Genomic DNA, 17,694 nt, shown 5'->3' on the forward strand with positions numbered 1-17,694 from the left:
TAATCAATCGTATGACCACTAGGGGTGTCCTTCATAAGGGCTGAGATAAAAGTGAGACTTTTAGACCCTCATAACTTGAACAGGTTCAGACCTGCGTAGGGAAGTGGAGCGGTATTTTTTTGGGTTCCTTTTATCCATATAAATTCCAAACCACTTTTCCGATGCGGGAAAGTGGTTTTTTTATTTTATCAGGGGGGAAGACATAATGACATTTTCTGAAGAGTGCAGACTGGCGGCAGCCGAATGGTGGGACGGAAGTTTTGTTCATCCGTTTGTAACGGGAATCGGTGACGGAAGCCTGCCGATCGACCGTTTCAGCTATTACGTGCTGCAGGATTCCTACTACTTGACACATTTTGCAAAAGTTCAGGCATTCGGAGCCGCATATGCCAAAGACTTGTTTACGACGGGCAGGATGGCAGGCCACGCTCAGGGTACATATGAAGCAGAAATGGCGCTGCACCGCGAGTTTACGGAGCTTTTAGGAATTACAGAAGAAGAACGTGCGGCCTTTAAACCGGCACCGACGGCTTATTCTTACACGTCTCATATGTACAGATCGGTGATGAGCGGCCAATTTGGAGAAATTTTAGCTGCGCTTCTGCCTTGCTATTGGCTTTATTATGAAGTCGGCGAACACTTAAAGGAATGCAAACCGGAACATCCGATTTATGAAAAATGGATCGGCACATACGGCGGAGACTGGTTCAGACAGCAAGTCGAAGAACAGATCAGCCGTTTTAACGAGATTGCTGAAAGCAGCACAGAGGAAATCCGCGCGAAAATGAAAGAGAATTTTGTGATTTCAAGCTATTATGAATATCAATTTTGGGGAATGGCTTATCAAAAAGAAGGCTGGTCCGGAAAGGGCGGAAAAGAGGTGGAGTCCTTTGGAGCTGCACGCGGTAACCGATAATCGCAAGCCCGTTGCCGAGCTGGCGGAGGATATTCTTTCGATTCAGCATGAAGTGAGCTTTATCCATATCCGTGAGCGGGACAAAACAGCGGGAGAGATCATGCAGCTTTTGGCACTTTTGAAAAAAGGCGGCGCCGATAAGGACAAATTGGTTATTAATGACCGGGCGGATGTCGCGCTTTTTGCCAATATACACCGTGTTCAGCTTCCGGCCCGCAGCTTTTCCGTCAAACAGGTGCGAAACAGATTTCCCCATCTTCATATCGGGCGTTCGGTTCATTCGCTGAAAGAAGCGGTCCAAGCTGAAAAAGAAGATGCGGATTATGTGGTGTTCGGCCATGTATTTGAAACCGAATGTAAACAAGGACTTGAAGCAAGAGGCATCAGCCTGCTCTCAGATATTAAAAGCACGCTTTCTATCCCCGTAATCGCAATCGGCGGAGTGACACTGCAGACAATCGGAAAGGCAAAGCAGGCGAAACCGGACGGAATTGCCGTCATGTCAGGCATTTTCTCAGCTGAAAATCCTGAGGAAGCGGCAAAACGGTATGCACGCGCAATAAGGGAGGCCGATTATGAAGAAGCACTATGAAACGGCGGTTATCGGCGGCGGAATTATCGGGTGCGCCATTTCTTATGAACTGGCGAAGACTCAAAAGAACGTTGTCTTGTTTGAAGACGGTGCGATCGGCCGAAAAACGACAAGCGCTGCTGCGGGAATGCTGGGTGCTCATGCGGAATGTGAAAACCGGGATGCGTTTTTTGATTTCGCCATGTACAGCCAAAGACTGTATGAAGCGGCAGGGCGCGAGCTGGAGGAGGCTTGCGGCATTGACATCAGGCGCCATAACGGCGGAATGCTTAAACTGGCGTATACCGAAGAAGACATTATCCGTTTACGAAAGATGGATGATTTACCTTCCGTCACTTGGCTTTCAGCGGAAGAAGCCCTTGAAAAAGAGCCGTACGCTTCAAAGGACATTCTCGGCGCAAGTTTTATAAAAGACGATGTCCATGTCGAGCCGTATTATGTCTGCAAAGCGTATGCAAAAGGGGCGCGGCGCTATGGCGCTGATATATATGAGCATACACATGTGACCGCCGTTAAACGGGTGAACGGAGCATTCTGTATCACAACATCCGGCGGGGATGTTTATGCTGACCAAGTCGCAGTTGCAAGCGGTGTATGGAGCGGCCGGTTTTTCAGCCAGCTCGGCTTGGGACAGCCTTTTTTCCCTGTGAAAGGAGAATGCCTTTCTGTGTGGAATGACCATATCCCGCTTACCAAAACCCTTTACCATGGTCAAAGTTATGTCGTCCCGAGAAAAAGCGGCCGGCTTGTCATCGGTGCCACAATGAAACAGGGCGACTGGAGCGATACGCCTGACATCGGCGGGATCGAAGCCGTCATCTCAAAAGCGAAAACCATGCTGCCCGCCATCGAACATATGAAAATAGACCGGTTTTGGGCGGGGCTCAGGCCGGGTACAAGAGACGGAAAGCCGTTTATCGGGCGGCATCCTGAAGACAGCGGCATCATATTCGCCGCCGGCCATTTTAGAAACGGCATCTTATTGGCCCCGGCAACGGCTGAAATGGTGCGGGATATGATCCTGGGGAAACAGGTGAAACATGAATGGGAAGAAGCGTTTCGAATTGATCGCAAGGAGGCGGTTCACATATGATCCTTCAGCTGAACGGAAAACAAATTGATTGGGATCGAAAAGAGGGAACGGTTCAGGATTTGCTCGAATCGTATCAGCTTGATCACAGAATCGTAGTTGTAGAGAGAAATAAAGAAATCATTGAAAAAAAGAATTATGAAAATACAAGTTTGTGTGACCGGGATGTCATAGAAATTGTTCATTTTGTAGGAGGCGGATGAGGATGTTAACAATAGGAGGAAAGCAGTTTCAGTCAAGATTGCTGTTAGGAACAGGTAAATATCCGAGTTTTGAGATTCAGAAAGAAGCGGTGGCGGTTTCGGAATCAGATATTTTAACCTTTGCGGTGCGGCGGATGAACATCTTTGAAGAGTCTCAGCCAAACTTTCTCGAACAGCTTGATTTATCTAAGTACACGCTTCTGCCGAATACAGCCGGCGCCGCAACGGCTGAAGAGGCAGTCAGAATTGCAAGGCTTGCCAAAGCTTCCGGACTTTGTGACATGATAAAAGTAGAAGTTATCGGATGCAGCCGGTCACTTTTGCCTGATCCGGTTGAGACATTGAAAGCATCAGAACAGCTGCTCGAAGAGGGATTTATCGTTCTGCCGTATACGTCAGATGATGTCGTGCTCGCAAGGCGTCTTGAGGAGCTCGGAGTTCATGCCATTATGCCGGGCGCTTCACCGATCGGTTCAGGCCAGGGGATTTTAAATCCGCTGAATCTTTCCTTCATCATTGAACAGGCGAAGGTGCCGGTCATTGTCGATGCCGGCGTCGGGTCTTCCAAAGACGCGGCCTACGCGATGGAGCTCGGGGCTGACGGCGTGTTATTAAATACTGCTGTGTCAGGCGCTGATGATCCGGTCAAAATGGCCCGGGCAATGAAGCTTGCCGTAGAAGCGGGCCGCCTTTCTTATGAAGCCGGCAGAATACCGGTGAAAGATTACGGAACTGCAAGCAGTCCGCGTGACGGTCTTCCGGTATGACGGACAGATATTCCAGACAGGAGCTGTTTCAGCCGATCGGTCCCTCAGGCCAGCAGAAGCTCCGTTCGTCTCATGCCATGATTATCGGTGCGGGTGCGCTCGGCACGGCAAGTGCGGAGATGCTTGTCAGAGCAGGAGTCGGGAAGGTAACGATCGCCGACAGAGATTATGTGGAGTGGAGTAATCTCCAGCGCCAGCAGCTTTATACCGAAGACGATGTCAGACAGGAAATGCCGAAAGCCGCGGCAGCAGAAAAGCGGCTGCGATCTATAAACAGTGATGTAGAGGTAGAAGGTTTTGTCATGGATGTCACTGCGGAAAACGCACCCGGATTGATTTGTGACGCATCCCTTATCGTGGATGCCACTGACAACTTTGAAACAAGGATGATTGTGAATGACGCGGCTGTACAGAAAGGAATTCCCTTTCTGTACGGCGCCTGTGTCGGAAGCTACGGACTTTCATTCACCGTCATACCCGGTGTCACGCCGTGTCTTCACTGTCTGCTTGAGACATTGCCTTTAGGCGGAATGACATGCGATACGGCGGGAATTATCAGCCCGGCTGTCCTGCAGACGGCCGTTTTTCAGGCTGCAGACGCGCTGAAGCTGTTAACGGGCGAACCTGTTGAGCATGTTCTCCGTTCGTTTGATTTATGGAAAAATGAACGGTCAGAAATAAACGTCGCCCAGCTTAAGTCGGCTGATTGTCCAAGCTGCGGCACAAATGATTTTCCGTTTTTATCTTATGAAAATCAGACGAAAGCGGCGGTTCTGTGCGGCCGGAACACGGTACAGATCAGAACGGGGATATCCGAACAGTTTGATCTGCAAAGGCTTGCGGAACAGCTCAGGCGGGCGGGGCTTGACGTGTCAGCCAACCCGTATTTAATTTCGTTCCGCGCAGACAATGTCAAGATGGTTTTGTTTCGTGACGGAAGAGCATTAATTCACGGTACAAGTGATATCAGCAGAGCGAAATCCTTTTATCATAAATGGATCGGATAATGTGAAAGGAGAGAAAAACAGCATGAGCATATGCAAAGCATTGACGATTGCCGGGTCAGATTCAGGAGGCGGCGCCGGTATTCAGGCCGATCTCAAAACCTTTCAGGAGCTCGGTGTCTTCGGAATGTCAGCCATTACAGCGGTAACCGCCCAGAACACATTGGGCGTTCACGGCATCTATCCGCTCACCAGGGAAGCGCTGGGCAGCCAGATCGACGCGGTGGCGGAAGATTTACGGCCTGACGCGATAAAAACGGGGATGCTGTGGAGCGCAGAGATGATTGCGGAAATAGCGGAAAAAATAGATCAGTACGGGCTGGATCATCTCATCACCGACCCCGTCATGATTGCCAAAGGAGGCGCTTCCCTGCTGCGGGTGGAATCACAGGCCGCGTTAAAAGAGCTGCTGATTCCGCGCAGCTATGCGGTTACGCCGAATGTTCCGGAAGCTGAGGCATTGACGGGGATGGAAATCCGCACGTTTGAGGACCGGAAAAAAGCGGCTGAATGCCTTTGCAGGCTTGGCGCAAAAAACGTCATCATAAAAGGCGGACATCAGCCGGAACAGGGGAAAATCGTTGATTTATTATTTGACGGTTCGTCTTTTACCCAAATCAGTCACGCCTATATTGACACCAAACATACTCACGGAACAGGCTGCACGTTTGCGGCTGCGCTGACGGCGGAAACCGCAAAGGGAGAACAGATTCAAACCGCGTTTGAGATAGCCGCCAATTTTGTGCGTGAAGCGGTGGAACATACGCTCGGCATCGGAGCGGGACACGGCCCGACCAATCATTTTGCCTTTAAAAGAAACAGTCTGCAGACGAGATAAAAAGAGACCGCTTCGACACCCAGCGGTCTTTTTCCCATGCTTTCAATCTGGACAAGGTTATGATATGATAAAAATTAAGATCAGGTACTAAAACTATGTCTTTAAGACGATTACAGGAGGCTTTATACATATGAATTTTTCACTTGAAGGCCGCAACATCGTTGTGATGGGCGTCGCCAATAAACGCAGTATCGCCTGGGGAATCGCCCGCTCGCTGCATGAAGCCGGAGCGCGCCTCATTTTCACATACGCAGGAGAACGCTTGGAAAAATCAGTTCATGACCTTGCGGCTACATTAGAAAGAAATGATTCTCTCATCCTTCCGTGTGATGTGACAAATGACGCTGAGATCGAAACTTGCTTTGCGAGCATTAAAGAGCAGGTCGGCGTGATTCACGGCATCGCGCACTGCATCGCGTTTGCAAACAAAGAAGAGCTTGTCGGTGAATATTTAAATACGAACCGTGAAGGATTCCTGCTTGCGCATAACATCAGTTCTTACTCTCTGACAGCGGTCGCAAAAGCGGCGCGTCCGATCATGACTGAAGGCGGAAGCATCGTTACACTCACTTACCTCGGCGGAGAGCGCGTCGTTTCAAACTATAACGTAATGGGTGTGGCAAAAGCGTCTCTTGATGCGAGCGTCAGATATTTAGCCGCTGACTTAGGAAAAGAAAACATCCGCGTCAACAGTATTTCAGCAGGCCCGATCCGCACGCTGTCTGCAAAAGGAATCAGTGATTTCAACTCTATCCTGAAAGAAATCGAAGAGCGCGCACCGCTGCGCCGCACGACAACGCCTGAAGAAGTGGGCGACACGGCTGCATTCTTGTTCAGTGACCTCTCAAGAGGCATCACGGGCGAAAATCTTCACGTTGATTCCGGTTTCCATATTACCGCACGTTAATTGACAAGCAGTCCCTTTCAGGGATTGCTTTTTTCTTTCTTCTGATTTTAATCATTCTGTCATATAGATAAAACATGACAGAATCGGAGGGATGAAGATGTCAAAACAAAACAGAAGCGCGGACAAAAAACCGCTCATGTATATTGTTCAGCCGGATTATACAGACACGCAATCATCAATGCAGGACATATTAATCAAAAAAAGGAAAGCACATCAGCCGCCGGAAGAAGAGCCGGCGTTTGGAAAGCAGGAGGAAGAATGTAAGACTCAGCCCGACGGAGCCGCGTCTGCCAAACCGGAAAATCAGACGCCTGTACAGCACAGCCGCGCGGAGGAAGCCTCTCAAGAAGTTCCGGCGCAAGTGCAGGAAGCTGCTGATGAACCTGACACCGCTGAAAAAGAGCCTGAAGCGGTTCACAATGACGCCCCGGAGGAGAAAGTTCCGCCGAAGCGCGTGAAAAAGCCGATGAGCAGAATGTCCATTGTTGAAAAAATTGATTTCTTAACGAAGCTGCCGCATAATATGCCGCGGGCGCTTTGTCTGATAGAAGCCAACGGGAAAACTTACAGAGGCGTGATCGTCGGCAGAAAAAATGATGCCATCTATTTGAGGACGACGAGCAACGGTGCGCCTGCGGAGCTTGCCATTAGCGATATCACCTCGCTGCATCCGCTCGGTTTTTAACCATACAAAAAGCTGCCTGAATTCTTTAATCCGGCAGCTTATTTTTATGCTTTTCGATTAAGAATGTGTGCGGTTCAGCAGTCTCGGGTTCAGGCAATTGATGGCGCAGAAGCTGTGAAGATCGACTTCAATGCAATAGTGTGTTTTTTCTAAACGGAATACATCGCAGACAGAATCTTTATCTGTAAAATCAAGAATGTGCTTATGCTCGTCAAAAGCAATAAGCAGGCTTAATGTGGCACATCCGTCACAGACTCTTTCAACCCTGAAAAAAACGGTATTAAAGCACGGGCCGTTATCCAGCTCGCCGACATTTCCGAACGCGACAAACGGCGCTGATTTAGAAGTGAAAAGCACAAATGGCACTGTATCGCCTAATGAATAACCCGGCGATAAAAGGTTGGAATAGCATCCGGCCGGACATTCTTCCTCAACCGCATTTTGCAGGTCTTCAATATTTTCTACTGCTTCACGCACACAGTATGTTGTATTCTTGCTCATAATATCCCTCCTGACTTCACGTTTTAAATGGTACCGGATTAAACGATATCGGAGAGTCAGCCGCCCGGACGTCCGGGCGGGCTGATGATTGCATCTGTAATAGAAGGTTGGAAGGGGATTCTCCTTTAGAAAAGATGCGAATCAATGACTATCCGTGGTGCTTTTTCTCTTTGTGCGGCGCAGGCCGGTCGACAAGCTCCGGTGAAAGGCATTGAATGGCGCTGAAGCAGCTTAGATCAACTTCAATGCAAAAATCTGTTTTTTCTAAACCGAAGAAATCCGGATCACAAGGATGGCAGACGCTGAGGGTGTCGCCGTGCACATCTACGGGGCGCAGTATTGAAAGCGTCGCGCAGCAATCGCAAACTCTTTCTGCCCGGAAGAAAATAGACTCGAAGCACTGGCTGTCATCCGCAAATCCTCCGACGTTTCCGAATGTGGAGAACAAACCGCCTTTTTTATCAAACAGGAGAAACGGGATGGTATCTTTACCGGTAACCGTCGGGCTTAACAGATTGGAATAGCATCCAGTCGGGCATTGTTCTTCAACAGCCTCTTGCTCTGCTAAAATCTTCTCGACTGCATCGCATACACAATTTTCATCTCGGCCATGGTGTTTTCCGCAGCTCATGGATTTCAGCTCCTTCTTTTAGGGTATTTGACTTTTGTCTTTAACAACATATGTACGCGTGCTTCACTTGGTGTGGGTGAACGTCTATATATTCATCATATGCGGAGAAAATAAGAAAAAGCAGAGCGTTTTTAGCTCTGCTTTTCTTTTTAGAGGACGAGGGTGATGACTAAGACAGCAATCAGTAAATTTGTCGCTGTTGAGATCAGCACTGCGATATCGGCATCTACTGTTGTCACGTTTACGCCGCGGGAGTTTTCGATGAGCAGTTTTTGACGATTGATTTGTTTGTTAGCTGTTAGCTGCAATAAGTCTTGCGCGACCAATTCAGCGATGACTCCGTCAGCGATTGAAGTGAGAGTGGCCGTTACGACTGCTGCATTAATTGCTGTCATGACTGAAGCGACTGCTTGAACGTCTGTTGACGTCACGTTAATATCACAAGAGTCTCTGATAATAATCGCTTCTTCAGAAACTTGTTTGTTGATATTCGCCTGAGCCAGGTCTTGGTCAAGGAAGGCATTATCTTCGCCGAATCCGTTTCCGTTACAGCAAACATTACATCTTCTGCCTTCTTTTTCTTCTTTTTCTTCTCGCGGATGTTCGCATTCAGGATCAAGTGCAACCCAAGAGTATGGTCTGCTTTCCATATCTATTCCTCCTTTTCTTTTACTATTATTAAATGAGCCGGCCCCTTACTTTGACTCAGGCATATATCCTGATAAAAATCACTATTTTTTAGTTATTGACCGGGATTTTGGCGTCTTTGCCGGAGCTGTTCGATTAATTGTTCTCTGCGGGTTTGCGGATTTGTCTGCTGTTCTTGCGCTTTTTCCTGCTCTTTTTTCTGTTTCTGGCTTTCAAGAAAAGCTTCTGATTTCGCCTGCATGTCTTTGACTAATGCGATCAGCATTTCTTTTTCTTCATCAGGTATTTCCCGCATTTTATCCTTTGTCACGCCGTGTTTTTTGAAGACATTGCTGACAAGCACTTTTAAAAGCGGATCCACTTCTGGTAGATTTTCGAGTTCTTTTTTTAATTTTTCGTTATCTGCCATTTGTTCTCACCTCTATTTAAATATTTGAAAAGAAAGGTTAAAGGATGTCTAGTTCAGCAAAAAGTATGTTTAATAATTGAAATAAAATTTGTACAAAGGCCATAATATCGTCTGCTGTCAGTGTGATTTTAATATTGCGGCTGTTCAGGACTTGAATGACGGTCCTTTTTTTTATCTGGCAATCATCCAGGATCAGCAGTTCGGTTACCATTTGGTCGGCTGTGTCTTCATCTGCGATCACGAGCTGTGTCGCGAGGATAATCGCCGTAGTAACTGAGGCTTGTATAGAAAGAGCGGCCGTTATATGTGTTGTATCTATTGTGACATTTTCGCAATCAATCACTTCGATCGTCTGCTCGAATTCGTTGGATAATTGTTCGTATATTTGCGGTTGCAGTGTTTCGACTTTTTCTTCAAACGACATAACCTTCACTCCTTTCTCATTCATACTTTATATAATGCAAATGAAACGCTGAGCGGAATAAGAAAAACAACTAAACCGCACCTATTTTTTTACCGGACAAGGTGCGATTCATGAAGATCAGGGTTTTCGCATATGTATAAAGAGGTCATGTTTTAAAAAGGAGTGAACAGGTGGTTATCAATTGGCTTTCATTTATTCTGTTATCGTTTGCCGTTTTTCGGCTGGCAAGGCTTTTCGTATTTGACACCATTATGGCGCCGCTCCGGAGCCTTTTTCATGAGGAAAAAACAGAAACCGCACCCGACGGTACGACAGAAACCTACATTGTCATAAAAGGGAAAGGCATCAGGGCATTTATCGGTGAACTTCTCAGCTGCTACTGGTGTACGGGCGTATGGTGCGCCGCCTTTTTAATTGCGGCGCAGATTGTGATGCCGCAGGCTGCGCAATGGCTGATTTTACTTTTAGCCATAGCCGGCGCGGCAGGGATCATTGAAGCTGCGGTGTCACGTCTTCTTCAGGAATAAGGCGGTTCCATCAGCAACTTGCCGTCACTTTCTGCATAAAATGGCATATATGACATAAGGAAAGGAAGGATCACCATGAATCAATCAAGCAAACCTTCTCAAAACTCTCCATACAAATCAACTGAGTATCAGCCTTACGGAAAAAAAATTAAAAAGAAAGGCTGCGGCTGCGGCCAAAAGAAAAAACCGAAATAGCCGTTTTCTAAAAGAAACCGGAGATTCCGGTTTTTTTGTTTTTTGGCTGAACACCGGACCCTGTTCCGCATAGATCATAGGAGGGGGGATGTTATGAATATATTTGAATTGTTAATAAACGGAAGATACCGCCGGCACAATCAAAATCAGCGGGAACATAACAAACATATCTTTTCTATTGAAAAGCAGCTGTCTGAGTTTGATGAAGCGGGATTGCGCTTTGAGAAATGGATAGATGTGTTTGCCGCTGAAACCGAAGCAAAACTGAAGAAAAATGAGCATTCTCAATAAAATAAATGAAATCCGCACCGGCCCTATGCATTTATCCAAGCCAAACATGTCTGCTCACATAGAGTATAGAGAGTAAAGGAGGTGCTTAGATATGGGATTCGGATATGGCGGATTCGGTGGCGGCTATGGCGGTTACGGCGGCTGCGGCGGATACGGCGGTGGCTATGTCGGAGGCGGATACGGCTCAACATTTGTTCTTGTTGTCGTATTGTTCATCCTTCTGATCATTGTCGGTGCATCCTTTTTCGGCTAAACCTTAGCAAGACCCAGGATAAGCGCGGGATCGTTCAGTCCCGTGCTTGCCTGATGTATGAAGGAGCATGAAAACGGGTGTGCAGAATTTTTCCGTTGTCTTACGGGCACATGTTCCACGCTTTGTTCATACAATATCGTATTACTCCACAAAAAGGAGGCACAACATGGATAATCAATTTTTCAAAAATATTGAGAAGAAAACAGGCGTCAGCATGAAGGATGTTATGAATCTCGCCGGATCACTGCAAAATGCCAATTTCAAAGATGAAAACACGGTGAGAGGCGTCATTCAGAAGGTATCCCAGCTGGCTAACAAGCGTGTACCGAAAGAATTGGAAGACAAAATCGTTCAATCTATTACAAGCGGAAAAGAGAAACTTGATTTTGGCACCATTTCTAAAATGATGAACAATAAATAGGCGTCAGCCGGCCTTATTGAAAGGCCTTTTTATATGAGAAAAGCCCGGCAGTCATCTGCCGGGTTCTTTATATCTTGAGTGCGCTCCGTCTGTCCATCCGCAGAAGGGGCTCGAGAAACCTTGAACTGCGGGCTGTTTTTCCCCGCCTGTTCGCAGGACATGATACATATAAATGCTGCATGGCCCTTGTCATTGCGACGTACAGAAGCCGTCTTTCTTCCTCGAGCGGAGCGGGATCGCCCTGTCTCGCCGTCTCAAGCGCAAAGTCATGAGGGATCGAGCCGTCAGCCGCGCCTAAAATATAGACCGTATTGAATTCAAGACCTTTCGAGCGGTGAATGGTCAGCAGTTCGACGCCGTTTTCATTGGTTTTCAGATTCTCGGCGGCGCGCATATGATCGACATGCGCAAGAAAATCCGGAATGGTTTTGAATTTTTTGGCGGCCACTTTGACATCACGGAGATCATCAGAGCCTTTTTCCAGTTTATTCCCTTCGTTTCCCCGTTTTTTTAAATACTCGGAAAAGCCCATTTTGCTTTCTGCGAAGGTAATGGCTTCAACGGGTTTCATTGTCCGGATGCTTGCGAAAAACGGAACGATCTGCTTGATCTTCCCGATTTGAAACGGCTTCAGGTCAGGCAGTTTCGTCAGCGCCTTAATCATCGTGCAATCTTCTGTGATGGACAGCGCCTTTAAGGTTTGCAGGGCGGATTGCTTTAAAAATAAGGCGGGCAGCAGATCTTTCACTGCATCCGTATCATCCTCGTTCTGACTCGCATATAAGTAGGCGAGGATCTGCCGGACGATTCGGCGGCTGTAAAACGTCTGTACGCCGCGGTCGGCATGATAAGGAATCGATGATTGATGCAGTCTTTCATAAATGGCCCGTCCGGCGCTGTTCGTCCGGTAAAGAACGGCAAAATCGTCAGGGCTCGCGCCGTTTTGAATTTTCTCTTTCATATCGGAAACGATCATAGTCGCTTCTTCTTCCTCATCGTAAGGAAAAAACATCACGGGGGCATGAACACCGTCTTTGACGGCAGAAAGTGTTTTTTCATACCGTTTTTTATTTTTCTTTACGACGGCATGGGCACTCGAGACGATCGGATGCGGCGAGCGGTAATTTGCCGTTAAGTAAATGGTCTTTGCTGCCGGATAATCCTTCTGAAAATCGAGAATGAAAGACGGGCTGCTGCCGCGGAACGCATAAATGGATTGATCATCATCCCCCACGCCGCACAAGTTATTCTCAGGGCTTGCAATCAATTGCATTATTTTGTACTGTACAGGATTAATATCTTGAAACTCATCAATTAAAATATGAGAAAATCTGTTTTGATACTGTGCGAGAATATCAGGCCGGCTTTGAAACAGTTCATAACAGCCTTGAGCCATGTCATCAAAATCAAATTGCCGTTTTTCCCGCTTCTGCCGTTCGTAATGTTCGTAGAGCCTGTATACTTTTTTCTCCCAGTCATCCGCAAGCGGAATTGTCTCATGAGGGAGATACGTGTTTTTCCAGCAGCCGATCAGCTGAAGCGCTTGGTCGACGGGAAACTCTTTCTCATCCAAGTTTTCTTCATAGAGCGCCTTTTTCACATATTGCTCTCTTTGCCACTCCATTTTTAAGAGCTGGCTGCCGTTCCATTTTGAAGAATCATAATGATAGAGTATTTTATAGAAAAAGCTGTGGAATGTTCCGGTCACGAGGCGGGAGACTCTCCCGGCTGCCAGCCCGTACTCATTTGCCATCCGCTCTTTCATTTCGGCCACGGCTTTTGTCGTAAAGGTCACAAGCAGCATGTTCTCAGGTGAAATGCCGAGATGTTCAATCATATGGGCAGCGCGTGCCGTCAGCACCCTTGTTTTTCCGCTTCCAGCTCCGGCAAGCACGAGCAAAGGCCCGTCCGTTTCTGTGACGGCCCGCATTTGTTCACGGTTCAGTCCGATACCGGGAAACAGCGATGTATCAGCTGCCTCAGATGTCGGTGAAAACGGCTCGGGGGCAGGCACTTTTTTCGGGCTTTTCCATTCTGAGACGATCGGTTTCGAACTCTCGGAAATGGCTTTTCCTTTCGGCAGGCGGAACATGCCGGCTTCCTTATACTCTTCTTTTTCTTTCTCCGCTTTTGGCTCCTTCGCCTCGCATGCTTTTTCACAGGCGGTGAAATCTCCCTTTTGCCGGTGATAAAACGCCGGCTGCTCTAAAATGGAAAGCCGCATCAAGACAGGCTGGTCACAATGTGCGCAAAAAATATTCCCTTTTTGGGCTTCTTCAAAAAGGAATTGGTAATGTTCTCTAGAATATGTATGTAAATGTATCGTTCGGTTATTCAGTCGGGCGCATTTCAAAAAGGGGTCCTCCCATTAAAAGGTGTTCATCCATTTGATAGACAAAGAATATCATAACAAAAGAACCGCGTTTCAAAAAGTAAGATTAAGGGAAATGAAAAGCGAAGGGGAGGGGTACATATGATTTATGCAGGACGGATTCAAAACCAGCAATACACTCAATACGCAAACCGGTCAGCGGGTTATAAGCCTGATTACGCCGGCGTTACGAAAGCGGCCGCCCTCGCCAATGACAGGGTGTACAGAGAGGTGGAGCGCCGTCAGGAAAACACCGCAGCCGCAGCAAAGAAAGTCAATGAGGAAAAACGTAAGCGCTCTCTTTCCCGCCTCCCGCAAATCATGGGAAAAGGCCGATTGATTAATCAATGCGTGTAAAAAAGCCCGGAAATATCCGGGCTTTTTTCGAGTCGTATATATGAAAGAAGAAAGGAATGATTTAATTGAGAAGATTTACATTATTCATCGCAGGGCTGTTTCTATTGGGCCTCTTTACAGCCGGGATGAAACCGGCACACGCGGCAGAGGGCTCCGAATTAAAAGGTGTCACGCTCACACAGCTGGCGCCGCATGTCTGGATGCATACAAGCACAGGTATGGCAGACGGGAGACCCGTCCCTGCGAACGGATTGCTTCTTGATACTTCCAAAGGAATCGTGTTGATCGACACTCCGTGGAATGACAGTCTTACAGAGCAATTAATGACACAAATAAACCAGCAGTTTCCCGGCAAAAGGATGACCGATGCCATTGTGACACACGCCCATGATGATCGGATAGGCGGGCTGAACACCCTGTACAAATACGGTGTAAAGGTGCACAGCACGAAGCTGACAGCCGACTTCGCCCGAAAGCAGGGATATGCCCGGCCGCTCGGAGATTTAAAAAACGTGGCAAAGCTGCAATTTGGCGATATGGAAATGGAAACGTTTTATCCGGGAAAAGGGCATACGGAAGACAATATCACCGTCTGGCTGCCTCAGGATAAGCTCTTATTCGGCGGATGCTTAATCAAGTCTTTAGAAACAAAGGAAATCGTGCCTACTCCGGGTTTTTATCCGGATCAGTGGCCGCGCGCTGTTCAGAAAGTGATGAAAAGATACCAAGACATAAGCATTGTCGTCCCGGGGCATGGCAGCCCGGGGGATGGCCGTCTGCTGCCGCATACGATAAGCCTTCTGAAAGAAAATAAATAAAGAAGACCGGCGCTCCCGTTACGGAGTGCCGGTTTTTTATCTCTTCCTGATTTTCATCAAACTAAGGAAAGCAAGCGCAAGCGCCAAAACGGCATATCCCCCTATCGGCCAAATATGCTGTTGGAATGAAGAATAATCTCCGGATATGACTTCCTGAGCCAGTTCGATCGAGTGAATAAACGATAAGGCATAAGCTATATGTTTGAACGTCTCACCAAGCAGACTGACATCCATCCAAGCCCCGCCGAGAAATTGAACAAGGGTAATATAAATAGTACCGATACCTGAAATTTGTTTGTCCGTAAACACAGCTCCTAAACATAAACCGAAGAAAACGGACATCATCGCAATCGGCAGCAGCACGGCGATACCCGCGAGAAGATTGATCCATTCGGCGGATAAGCCGGCAGCAGCAGCTGCGATAAAACAAATGACGATTTGTAATATGGCTAAAGGCAGCATTGGCAAAGCATAACCGATGACATAATCGGCTGTTTTTAAAGGAGAAGCAAACAAACGGGTCAGAAGGGCGGTCTGTTTGTCTTTTGCGATCAGCAATGCAGAGAACATCGTGAGGAAAGCAAAACCGAAAACAATAAGTCCGGGTGCTAAATGCTGAACTTTAAAAGTGTCAAGCGGCGCATTTTTCTCAATCGTAGTAAACAGAAACAATAGAATAACAGGCAGAGCGATTCCAAGGATGATAGATAGGGGATCACGAAAAATTTCTTTGCGGTTGCGTATGGCGAAATCAAGCATAAAGCCCCGCCTCCCCGTCACAAATCGCTAAAAAGGCATCTTCAAATGTGGCTGAATGAGTTTGCTTTTTCAGGTCCTCAGCCGTACCCAGTGCTTTTAATGTCCCATTTTCTAAAATGCAAATACGGTCTGCCAGGGCTTCAGCTTCTTCTAGATAGTGTGTCGTTAAAATGATCGTCATGTCTCCCTTTAATGACTCAAGATTTTTCCACAACTCGCGGCGTGAACGGACGTCCAGACCTAATGTCGGCTCATCTAAGAAATAAATATCCGGTTTTGTAATCATTCCCATTGCGATGCTGAGCCGGCGCTGCATTCCGCCTGATAACGTTTTTGTTTTTTCTCTTTCTTTTTCTTTTAATTGAAACAATTCGAGCATCTCATCCGTTCTTTTTTTTCCTTCTTTTTTCGGAATTCCGTAGACTCCGGCTATAAACTCTAAGTTTTCCCGTACGGTTAAATTAGGGGCGATGGCTGTTTCCTGCGGAGACATATTCATTTTCGGTTTTATTTTATCCAAATCAGTCAAAATGCTGTGACCAAGCACTGATGCATCACCTTCATCTGGAGAAAGGAGGCCGCAAAGCATCCGGATTAATGTCGTTTTTCCGGCTCCGTTCTCTCCGAGTAAAGCGAAAAATTCTCCTTTTTCAATTGAAAATTCAAGTCGGTCAACAGCGGCGGTTTCTTTATAATGTTTAGTTAATTGCTTCAGCTCAATCGCGTGCATTTACTCATCCTCGCCATCTGTATTGATTTGCTTTGCGTTTAAGATATCTTTTGCAAATTCGAAAAAGAGTTCTTGTTTAACAAGTGCGATGCCCTGCTGGTCATCCCCGAGCATAAGCAGTGAGTCCCCGGGCTTTATATCAAAAACGTCTCTTGCTTCTTTAGGAATGACAATCTGTCCTTTTGTGCCCACTTTCACAGTCCCGAATATATGCTTCCCTTTTGGTGCTGTCATGTTTAAACATCCCATATGAATTGTATTTTTTGTATGAATTGTAATACTTCGCATACTAAACATACAATTAAATTCCATAAAATTCAATAAAATTCTTGAAAAAGTATAATTTTCATAAAAAAACACTCCTGTCATATCAACAGGAGTGTTTTTGATTTTATAGTTTTTGTTTCTTTACCATTTCCAGATGGGGAATGCCCGCATCTAGAAATTCTTCGCCAGACGTGACTCGGTATCCTTGTTTTTCGTAAAACGGAACCGCCTGTGTCTGCGCATGTAAGATAAAGCTGTCGGCGCCCTTGGCTTCCGCCGCTTTTTCAAGCGCCCGCATAATGATGGCGCCTACACCGAGAGAGCGATGGCTTTTCATCACGCAGATGCGCTCTAATTTTCCATGACCGTCTTTCAAGCGCCATCTGCCGGCTCCGACCGGCTGGCCGCCGTCATATACGACAATATGCTCTGACGTGTCTTCGAATTGATCAATTTCTTCTTCTTCCGGAACGTGCTGCTCTTTAACAAAGACCTCTTTTCTGACGAAAAAAGCGTCGTTCAGCTGTTTTTCCGTTTTTGCAATGATGGCTTCCAAACAGTTATTCTCCCTTGCCTAATAAAAATGTTTCGTACACAGTCCATGAGCCGTTATCCAGCTGGTAGAGCAAGTGAAAACGGTCGATGACTTCTTCGTGGGAAATGTCCAGCATTTTCAGCTGCCCGAGTACGTCGGAATGTTCATCTGACGACAGCTTCTGGCCGACTGTGACATGCGGAACGAAGCTGTATTCCGGCTCTCCGGATAATGCTCCTGAGTAGCATTTCTCACTCAGCGTTTTTAATTCCTCCGTCGGCTCCGCTTTCATGTATATCACATTATTTACAGGAGAAAACGAGCTGTATTTTGTGATTTTCAGAACGAGCGGGTGCGACTCTTTCGCCGTCTGTCTCAGCTGTGATACGACCTGCTCGATTTCCTGTTCTGTCGCTTCAAACGGATCTCTTACCGTCAGGTGCGGCGGTATGAGCGCGTAGCTCGGGTCGTAGCGTTTCCGGTACGAATTTGCGAGATCCTGTAATTTTTTTGATGGAAATAAAACAATACCGTATTTCATGAAAGTTCCCTCCT

At 47.0% G+C, this 17,694-nt stretch carries 26 protein-coding genes and 1 riboswitch; of the genes, 15 read left to right on the forward strand and 11 right to left on the reverse strand.

Annotated elements, in window-relative coordinates; all coding sequences use genetic code 11:
- Nucleotides 1-10: 10 nt before the first annotated feature.
- Nucleotides 11-119: riboswitch (TPP riboswitch) on the forward strand.
- An 86-nt stretch (nt 120-205) separates the two neighbouring features.
- The 9 genes from tenA (at nt 206) to ACW5MY_RS06090 (ending at nt 7,002) form a co-directional block, all read left to right on the forward strand.
- Nucleotides 206-916 (forward strand): thiaminase II, encoded by a 711-nt coding sequence (gene tenA / locus ACW5MY_RS06050; protein WP_013351845.1) that lies wholly within the window; start codon nt 206-208, stop codon nt 914-916.
- Nucleotides 891-1,508 carry a thiazole tautomerase TenI gene (gene tenI / locus ACW5MY_RS06055; protein WP_014470610.1) on the forward strand — a complete coding sequence of 206 codons (618 nt, stop codon included), beginning with the start codon at nt 891-893 and terminating at the stop codon, nt 1,506-1,508. The genes tenA and tenI overlap by 26 nt, the downstream gene beginning before the upstream one ends.
- Complete coding sequence (gene thiO / locus ACW5MY_RS06060) at nt 1,492-2,601, forward strand: glycine oxidase ThiO (protein WP_013351847.1); 1,110 nt, start codon at nt 1,492-1,494, stop codon at nt 2,599-2,601. The genes tenI and thiO overlap by 17 nt, the downstream gene beginning before the upstream one ends.
- The gene (thiS, locus tag ACW5MY_RS06065; RefSeq protein WP_013351848.1) at nt 2,598-2,801 is read left to right on the forward strand and encodes a sulfur carrier protein ThiS; all 204 of its coding nucleotides are present in this window, start codon (nt 2,598-2,600) and stop codon (nt 2,799-2,801) included. The genes thiO and thiS overlap by 4 nt, the downstream gene beginning before the upstream one ends.
- Nucleotides 2,798-3,568, forward strand: coding sequence for a thiazole synthase (gene thiG, locus ACW5MY_RS06070; RefSeq protein ID WP_007610655.1), 771 nt, complete (start codon nt 2,798-2,800; stop codon nt 3,566-3,568). The genes thiS and thiG overlap by 4 nt, the downstream gene beginning before the upstream one ends.
- Nucleotides 3,565-4,575: a thiazole biosynthesis adenylyltransferase ThiF gene (gene thiF, locus ACW5MY_RS06075; RefSeq protein ID WP_013351849.1), complete on the forward strand. Its 1,011-nt coding sequence runs from the start codon at nt 3,565-3,567 to the stop codon at nt 4,573-4,575. Before thiG ends, thiF begins: the two co-directional genes overlap by 4 nt.
- A gap of 22 nt (nt 4,576-4,597) precedes the next feature.
- A complete protein-coding gene (gene thiD / locus ACW5MY_RS06080) occupies nt 4,598-5,410 on the forward strand; it encodes a bifunctional hydroxymethylpyrimidine kinase/phosphomethylpyrimidine kinase (protein WP_013351850.1) in 813 nt (270 codons plus the stop codon).
- 130 nt (nt 5,411-5,540) lie between these two features.
- Nucleotides 5,541-6,317, forward strand: coding sequence for an enoyl-ACP reductase FabI (fabI, locus tag ACW5MY_RS06085; RefSeq protein ID WP_013351851.1), 777 nt, complete (start codon nt 5,541-5,543; stop codon nt 6,315-6,317).
- 97 nt (nt 6,318-6,414) lie between these two features.
- The gene (locus ACW5MY_RS06090; protein ID WP_013351852.1) at nt 6,415-7,002 is read left to right on the forward strand and encodes a CotO family spore coat protein; all 588 of its coding nucleotides are present in this window, start codon (nt 6,415-6,417) and stop codon (nt 7,000-7,002) included.
- A 57-nt stretch (nt 7,003-7,059) separates the two neighbouring features.
- Here the strand turns inward: ACW5MY_RS06090 and cotZ are convergent, their stop codons facing one another.
- The 5 genes from cotZ to ACW5MY_RS06115 form a co-directional block, all read right to left on the reverse strand.
- Entirely contained in the window at nt 7,060-7,503 is a 444-nt protein-coding gene (gene cotZ, locus ACW5MY_RS06095; RefSeq protein WP_013351853.1) for a spore coat protein CotZ, read from the reverse strand.
- Between the two features lie 148 nt (nt 7,504-7,651).
- The gene (locus ACW5MY_RS06100; RefSeq protein WP_013351854.1) at nt 7,652-8,134 is read right to left on the reverse strand and encodes a CotY/CotZ family spore coat protein; all 483 of its coding nucleotides are present in this window, start codon (nt 8,132-8,134) and stop codon (nt 7,652-7,654) included.
- A gap of 149 nt (nt 8,135-8,283) precedes the next feature.
- Nucleotides 8,284-8,784, reverse strand: a complete 501-nt coding sequence (locus ACW5MY_RS06105; protein ID WP_013351855.1) for a spore coat protein — start codon at nt 8,782-8,784, stop codon at nt 8,284-8,286.
- A 92-nt stretch (nt 8,785-8,876) separates the two neighbouring features.
- Nucleotides 8,877-9,191: a hypothetical protein gene (locus ACW5MY_RS06110; RefSeq protein WP_013351856.1), complete on the reverse strand. Its 315-nt coding sequence runs from the start codon at nt 9,189-9,191 to the stop codon at nt 8,877-8,879.
- A 37-nt stretch (nt 9,192-9,228) separates the two neighbouring features.
- On the reverse strand, nt 9,229-9,615 hold the full coding sequence (locus ACW5MY_RS06115) for a spore coat protein (RefSeq protein ID WP_014470608.1): 387 nt from the start codon (nt 9,613-9,615) through the stop codon (nt 9,229-9,231).
- Between the two features lie 170 nt (nt 9,616-9,785).
- Between ACW5MY_RS06115 and ACW5MY_RS06120 the strand changes: the two genes are divergently transcribed.
- From ACW5MY_RS06120 to spoVIF, 4 genes are all read left to right on the forward strand, one after another.
- Nucleotides 9,786-10,142, forward strand: a complete 357-nt coding sequence (locus tag ACW5MY_RS06120; RefSeq protein WP_013351858.1) for a DUF1360 domain-containing protein — start codon at nt 9,786-9,788, stop codon at nt 10,140-10,142.
- Between the two features lie 288 nt (nt 10,143-10,430).
- On the forward strand, nt 10,431-10,628 hold the full coding sequence (locus ACW5MY_RS06125) for a hypothetical protein (RefSeq protein ID WP_013351859.1): 198 nt from the start codon (nt 10,431-10,433) through the stop codon (nt 10,626-10,628).
- A gap of 91 nt (nt 10,629-10,719) precedes the next feature.
- Complete coding sequence (locus ACW5MY_RS06130; RefSeq protein ID WP_007610678.1) at nt 10,720-10,881, forward strand: YjcZ family sporulation protein; 162 nt, start codon at nt 10,720-10,722, stop codon at nt 10,879-10,881.
- Nucleotides 10,882-11,047: 166 nt separating this feature from the next.
- Nucleotides 11,048-11,302, forward strand: coding sequence for a sporulation-specific transcription regulator SpoVIF (gene spoVIF / locus ACW5MY_RS06135; RefSeq protein WP_013351860.1), 255 nt, complete (start codon nt 11,048-11,050; stop codon nt 11,300-11,302).
- Nucleotides 11,303-11,369: 67 nt separating this feature from the next.
- Here spoVIF and ACW5MY_RS06140 read toward each other — a convergent pair whose 3' ends face one another.
- Complete coding sequence (locus tag ACW5MY_RS06140; protein WP_013351861.1) at nt 11,370-13,655, reverse strand: ATP-dependent helicase; 2,286 nt, start codon at nt 13,653-13,655, stop codon at nt 11,370-11,372.
- A 120-nt stretch (nt 13,656-13,775) separates the two neighbouring features.
- Here ACW5MY_RS06140 and ACW5MY_RS06145 point away from each other — a divergent pair, with 120 nt between their 5' ends.
- Together ACW5MY_RS06145 and bla are read left to right on the forward strand one after the other, a co-directional pair.
- Nucleotides 13,776-14,030 carry a hypothetical protein gene (locus ACW5MY_RS06145; RefSeq protein WP_013351862.1) on the forward strand — a complete coding sequence of 85 codons (255 nt, stop codon included), beginning with the start codon at nt 13,776-13,778 and terminating at the stop codon, nt 14,028-14,030.
- A 125-nt stretch (nt 14,031-14,155) separates the two neighbouring features.
- Entirely contained in the window at nt 14,156-14,848 is a 693-nt protein-coding gene (bla, locus tag ACW5MY_RS06150; protein WP_373419503.1) for a subclass B1 metallo-beta-lactamase, read from the forward strand.
- 36 nt (nt 14,849-14,884) lie between these two features.
- Here the strand turns inward: bla and ACW5MY_RS06155 are convergent, their stop codons facing one another.
- The 5 genes from ACW5MY_RS06155 to ACW5MY_RS06175 all read right to left on the reverse strand — a co-directional run bounded on the left by ACW5MY_RS06155 (nt 14,885) and on the right by ACW5MY_RS06175 (nt 17,680).
- Entirely contained in the window at nt 14,885-15,607 is a 723-nt protein-coding gene (locus ACW5MY_RS06155) for an ABC transporter permease (RefSeq protein WP_289394293.1), read from the reverse strand.
- Nucleotides 15,600-16,337, reverse strand: coding sequence for an ABC transporter ATP-binding protein (locus ACW5MY_RS06160; RefSeq protein ID WP_013351865.1), 738 nt, complete (start codon nt 16,335-16,337; stop codon nt 15,600-15,602). The genes ACW5MY_RS06155 and ACW5MY_RS06160 overlap by 8 nt, the downstream gene beginning before the upstream one ends.
- Nucleotides 16,338-16,571, reverse strand: a complete 234-nt coding sequence (locus ACW5MY_RS06165; RefSeq protein WP_013351866.1) for an AbrB/MazE/SpoVT family DNA-binding domain-containing protein — start codon at nt 16,569-16,571, stop codon at nt 16,338-16,340.
- Between the two features lie 157 nt (nt 16,572-16,728).
- Entirely contained in the window at nt 16,729-17,160 is a 432-nt protein-coding gene (locus tag ACW5MY_RS06170; RefSeq protein WP_013351867.1) for a GNAT family N-acetyltransferase, read from the reverse strand.
- A gap of 4 nt (nt 17,161-17,164) precedes the next feature.
- Complete coding sequence (locus tag ACW5MY_RS06175) at nt 17,165-17,680, reverse strand: YjcG family protein (protein ID WP_013351868.1); 516 nt, start codon at nt 17,678-17,680, stop codon at nt 17,165-17,167.
- Between the last annotated feature and the right edge of the window lie 14 nt (nt 17,681-17,694).

Source organism: Bacillus sp. Bwzl_19 (genome assembly GCF_054900515.1).

Bases quoted from the DNA above. Each gene is read 5' to 3' on its own strand.
- tenA (WP_013351845.1), top strand. From the start codon at position 206: ATGACATTTTCTGAAGAGTGCAGACTGGCGGCAGCCGAATGGTGGGAC.
- thiO (WP_013351847.1), top strand. From the start codon at position 1,492: ATGAAGAAGCACTATGAAACGGCGGTTATCGGCGGCGGAATTATCGGG.
- thiS (WP_013351848.1), top strand. From the start codon at position 2,598: ATGATCCTTCAGCTGAACGGAAAACAAATTGATTGGGATCGAAAAGAG.
- thiG (WP_007610655.1), top strand. From the start codon at position 2,798: ATGAGGATGTTAACAATAGGAGGAAAGCAGTTTCAGTCAAGATTGCTG.
- thiF (WP_013351849.1), top strand. From the start codon at position 3,565: ATGACGGACAGATATTCCAGACAGGAGCTGTTTCAGCCGATCGGTCCC.
- thiD (WP_013351850.1), top strand. From the start codon at position 4,598: ATGAGCATATGCAAAGCATTGACGATTGCCGGGTCAGATTCAGGAGGC.
- fabI (WP_013351851.1), top strand. From the start codon at position 5,541: ATGAATTTTTCACTTGAAGGCCGCAACATCGTTGTGATGGGCGTCGCC.
- ACW5MY_RS06090 (WP_013351852.1), top strand. From the start codon at position 6,415: ATGTCAAAACAAAACAGAAGCGCGGACAAAAAACCGCTCATGTATATT.
- cotZ (WP_013351853.1), bottom strand. From the start codon at position 7,503: ATGAGCAAGAATACAACATACTGTGTGCGTGAAGCAGTAGAAAATATT.
- ACW5MY_RS06100 (WP_013351854.1), bottom strand. From the start codon at position 8,134: ATGAGCTGCGGAAAACACCATGGCCGAGATGAAAATTGTGTATGCGAT.
- ACW5MY_RS06105 (WP_013351855.1), bottom strand. From the start codon at position 8,784: ATGGAAAGCAGACCATACTCTTGGGTTGCACTTGATCCTGAATGCGAA.
- ACW5MY_RS06110 (WP_013351856.1), bottom strand. From the start codon at position 9,191: ATGGCAGATAACGAAAAATTAAAAAAAGAACTCGAAAATCTACCAGAA.
- ACW5MY_RS06115 (WP_014470608.1), bottom strand. From the start codon at position 9,615: ATGTCGTTTGAAGAAAAAGTCGAAACACTGCAACCGCAAATATACGAA.
- ACW5MY_RS06125 (WP_013351859.1), top strand. From the start codon at position 10,431: ATGAATATATTTGAATTGTTAATAAACGGAAGATACCGCCGGCACAAT.
- ACW5MY_RS06130 (WP_007610678.1), top strand. From the start codon at position 10,720: ATGGGATTCGGATATGGCGGATTCGGTGGCGGCTATGGCGGTTACGGC.
- spoVIF (WP_013351860.1), top strand. From the start codon at position 11,048: ATGGATAATCAATTTTTCAAAAATATTGAGAAGAAAACAGGCGTCAGC.
- ACW5MY_RS06145 (WP_013351862.1), top strand. From the start codon at position 13,776: ATGATTTATGCAGGACGGATTCAAAACCAGCAATACACTCAATACGCA.
- bla (WP_373419503.1), top strand. From the start codon at position 14,156: ATGAAACCGGCACACGCGGCAGAGGGCTCCGAATTAAAAGGTGTCACG.
- ACW5MY_RS06155 (WP_289394293.1), bottom strand. From the start codon at position 15,607: ATGCTTGATTTCGCCATACGCAACCGCAAAGAAATTTTTCGTGATCCC.
- ACW5MY_RS06160 (WP_013351865.1), bottom strand. From the start codon at position 16,337: ATGCACGCGATTGAGCTGAAGCAATTAACTAAACATTATAAAGAAACC.
- ACW5MY_RS06165 (WP_013351866.1), bottom strand. From the start codon at position 16,571: ATGACAGCACCAAAAGGGAAGCATATATTCGGGACTGTGAAAGTGGGC.
- ACW5MY_RS06175 (WP_013351868.1), bottom strand. From the start codon at position 17,680: ATGAAATACGGTATTGTTTTATTTCCATCAAAAAAATTACAGGATCTC.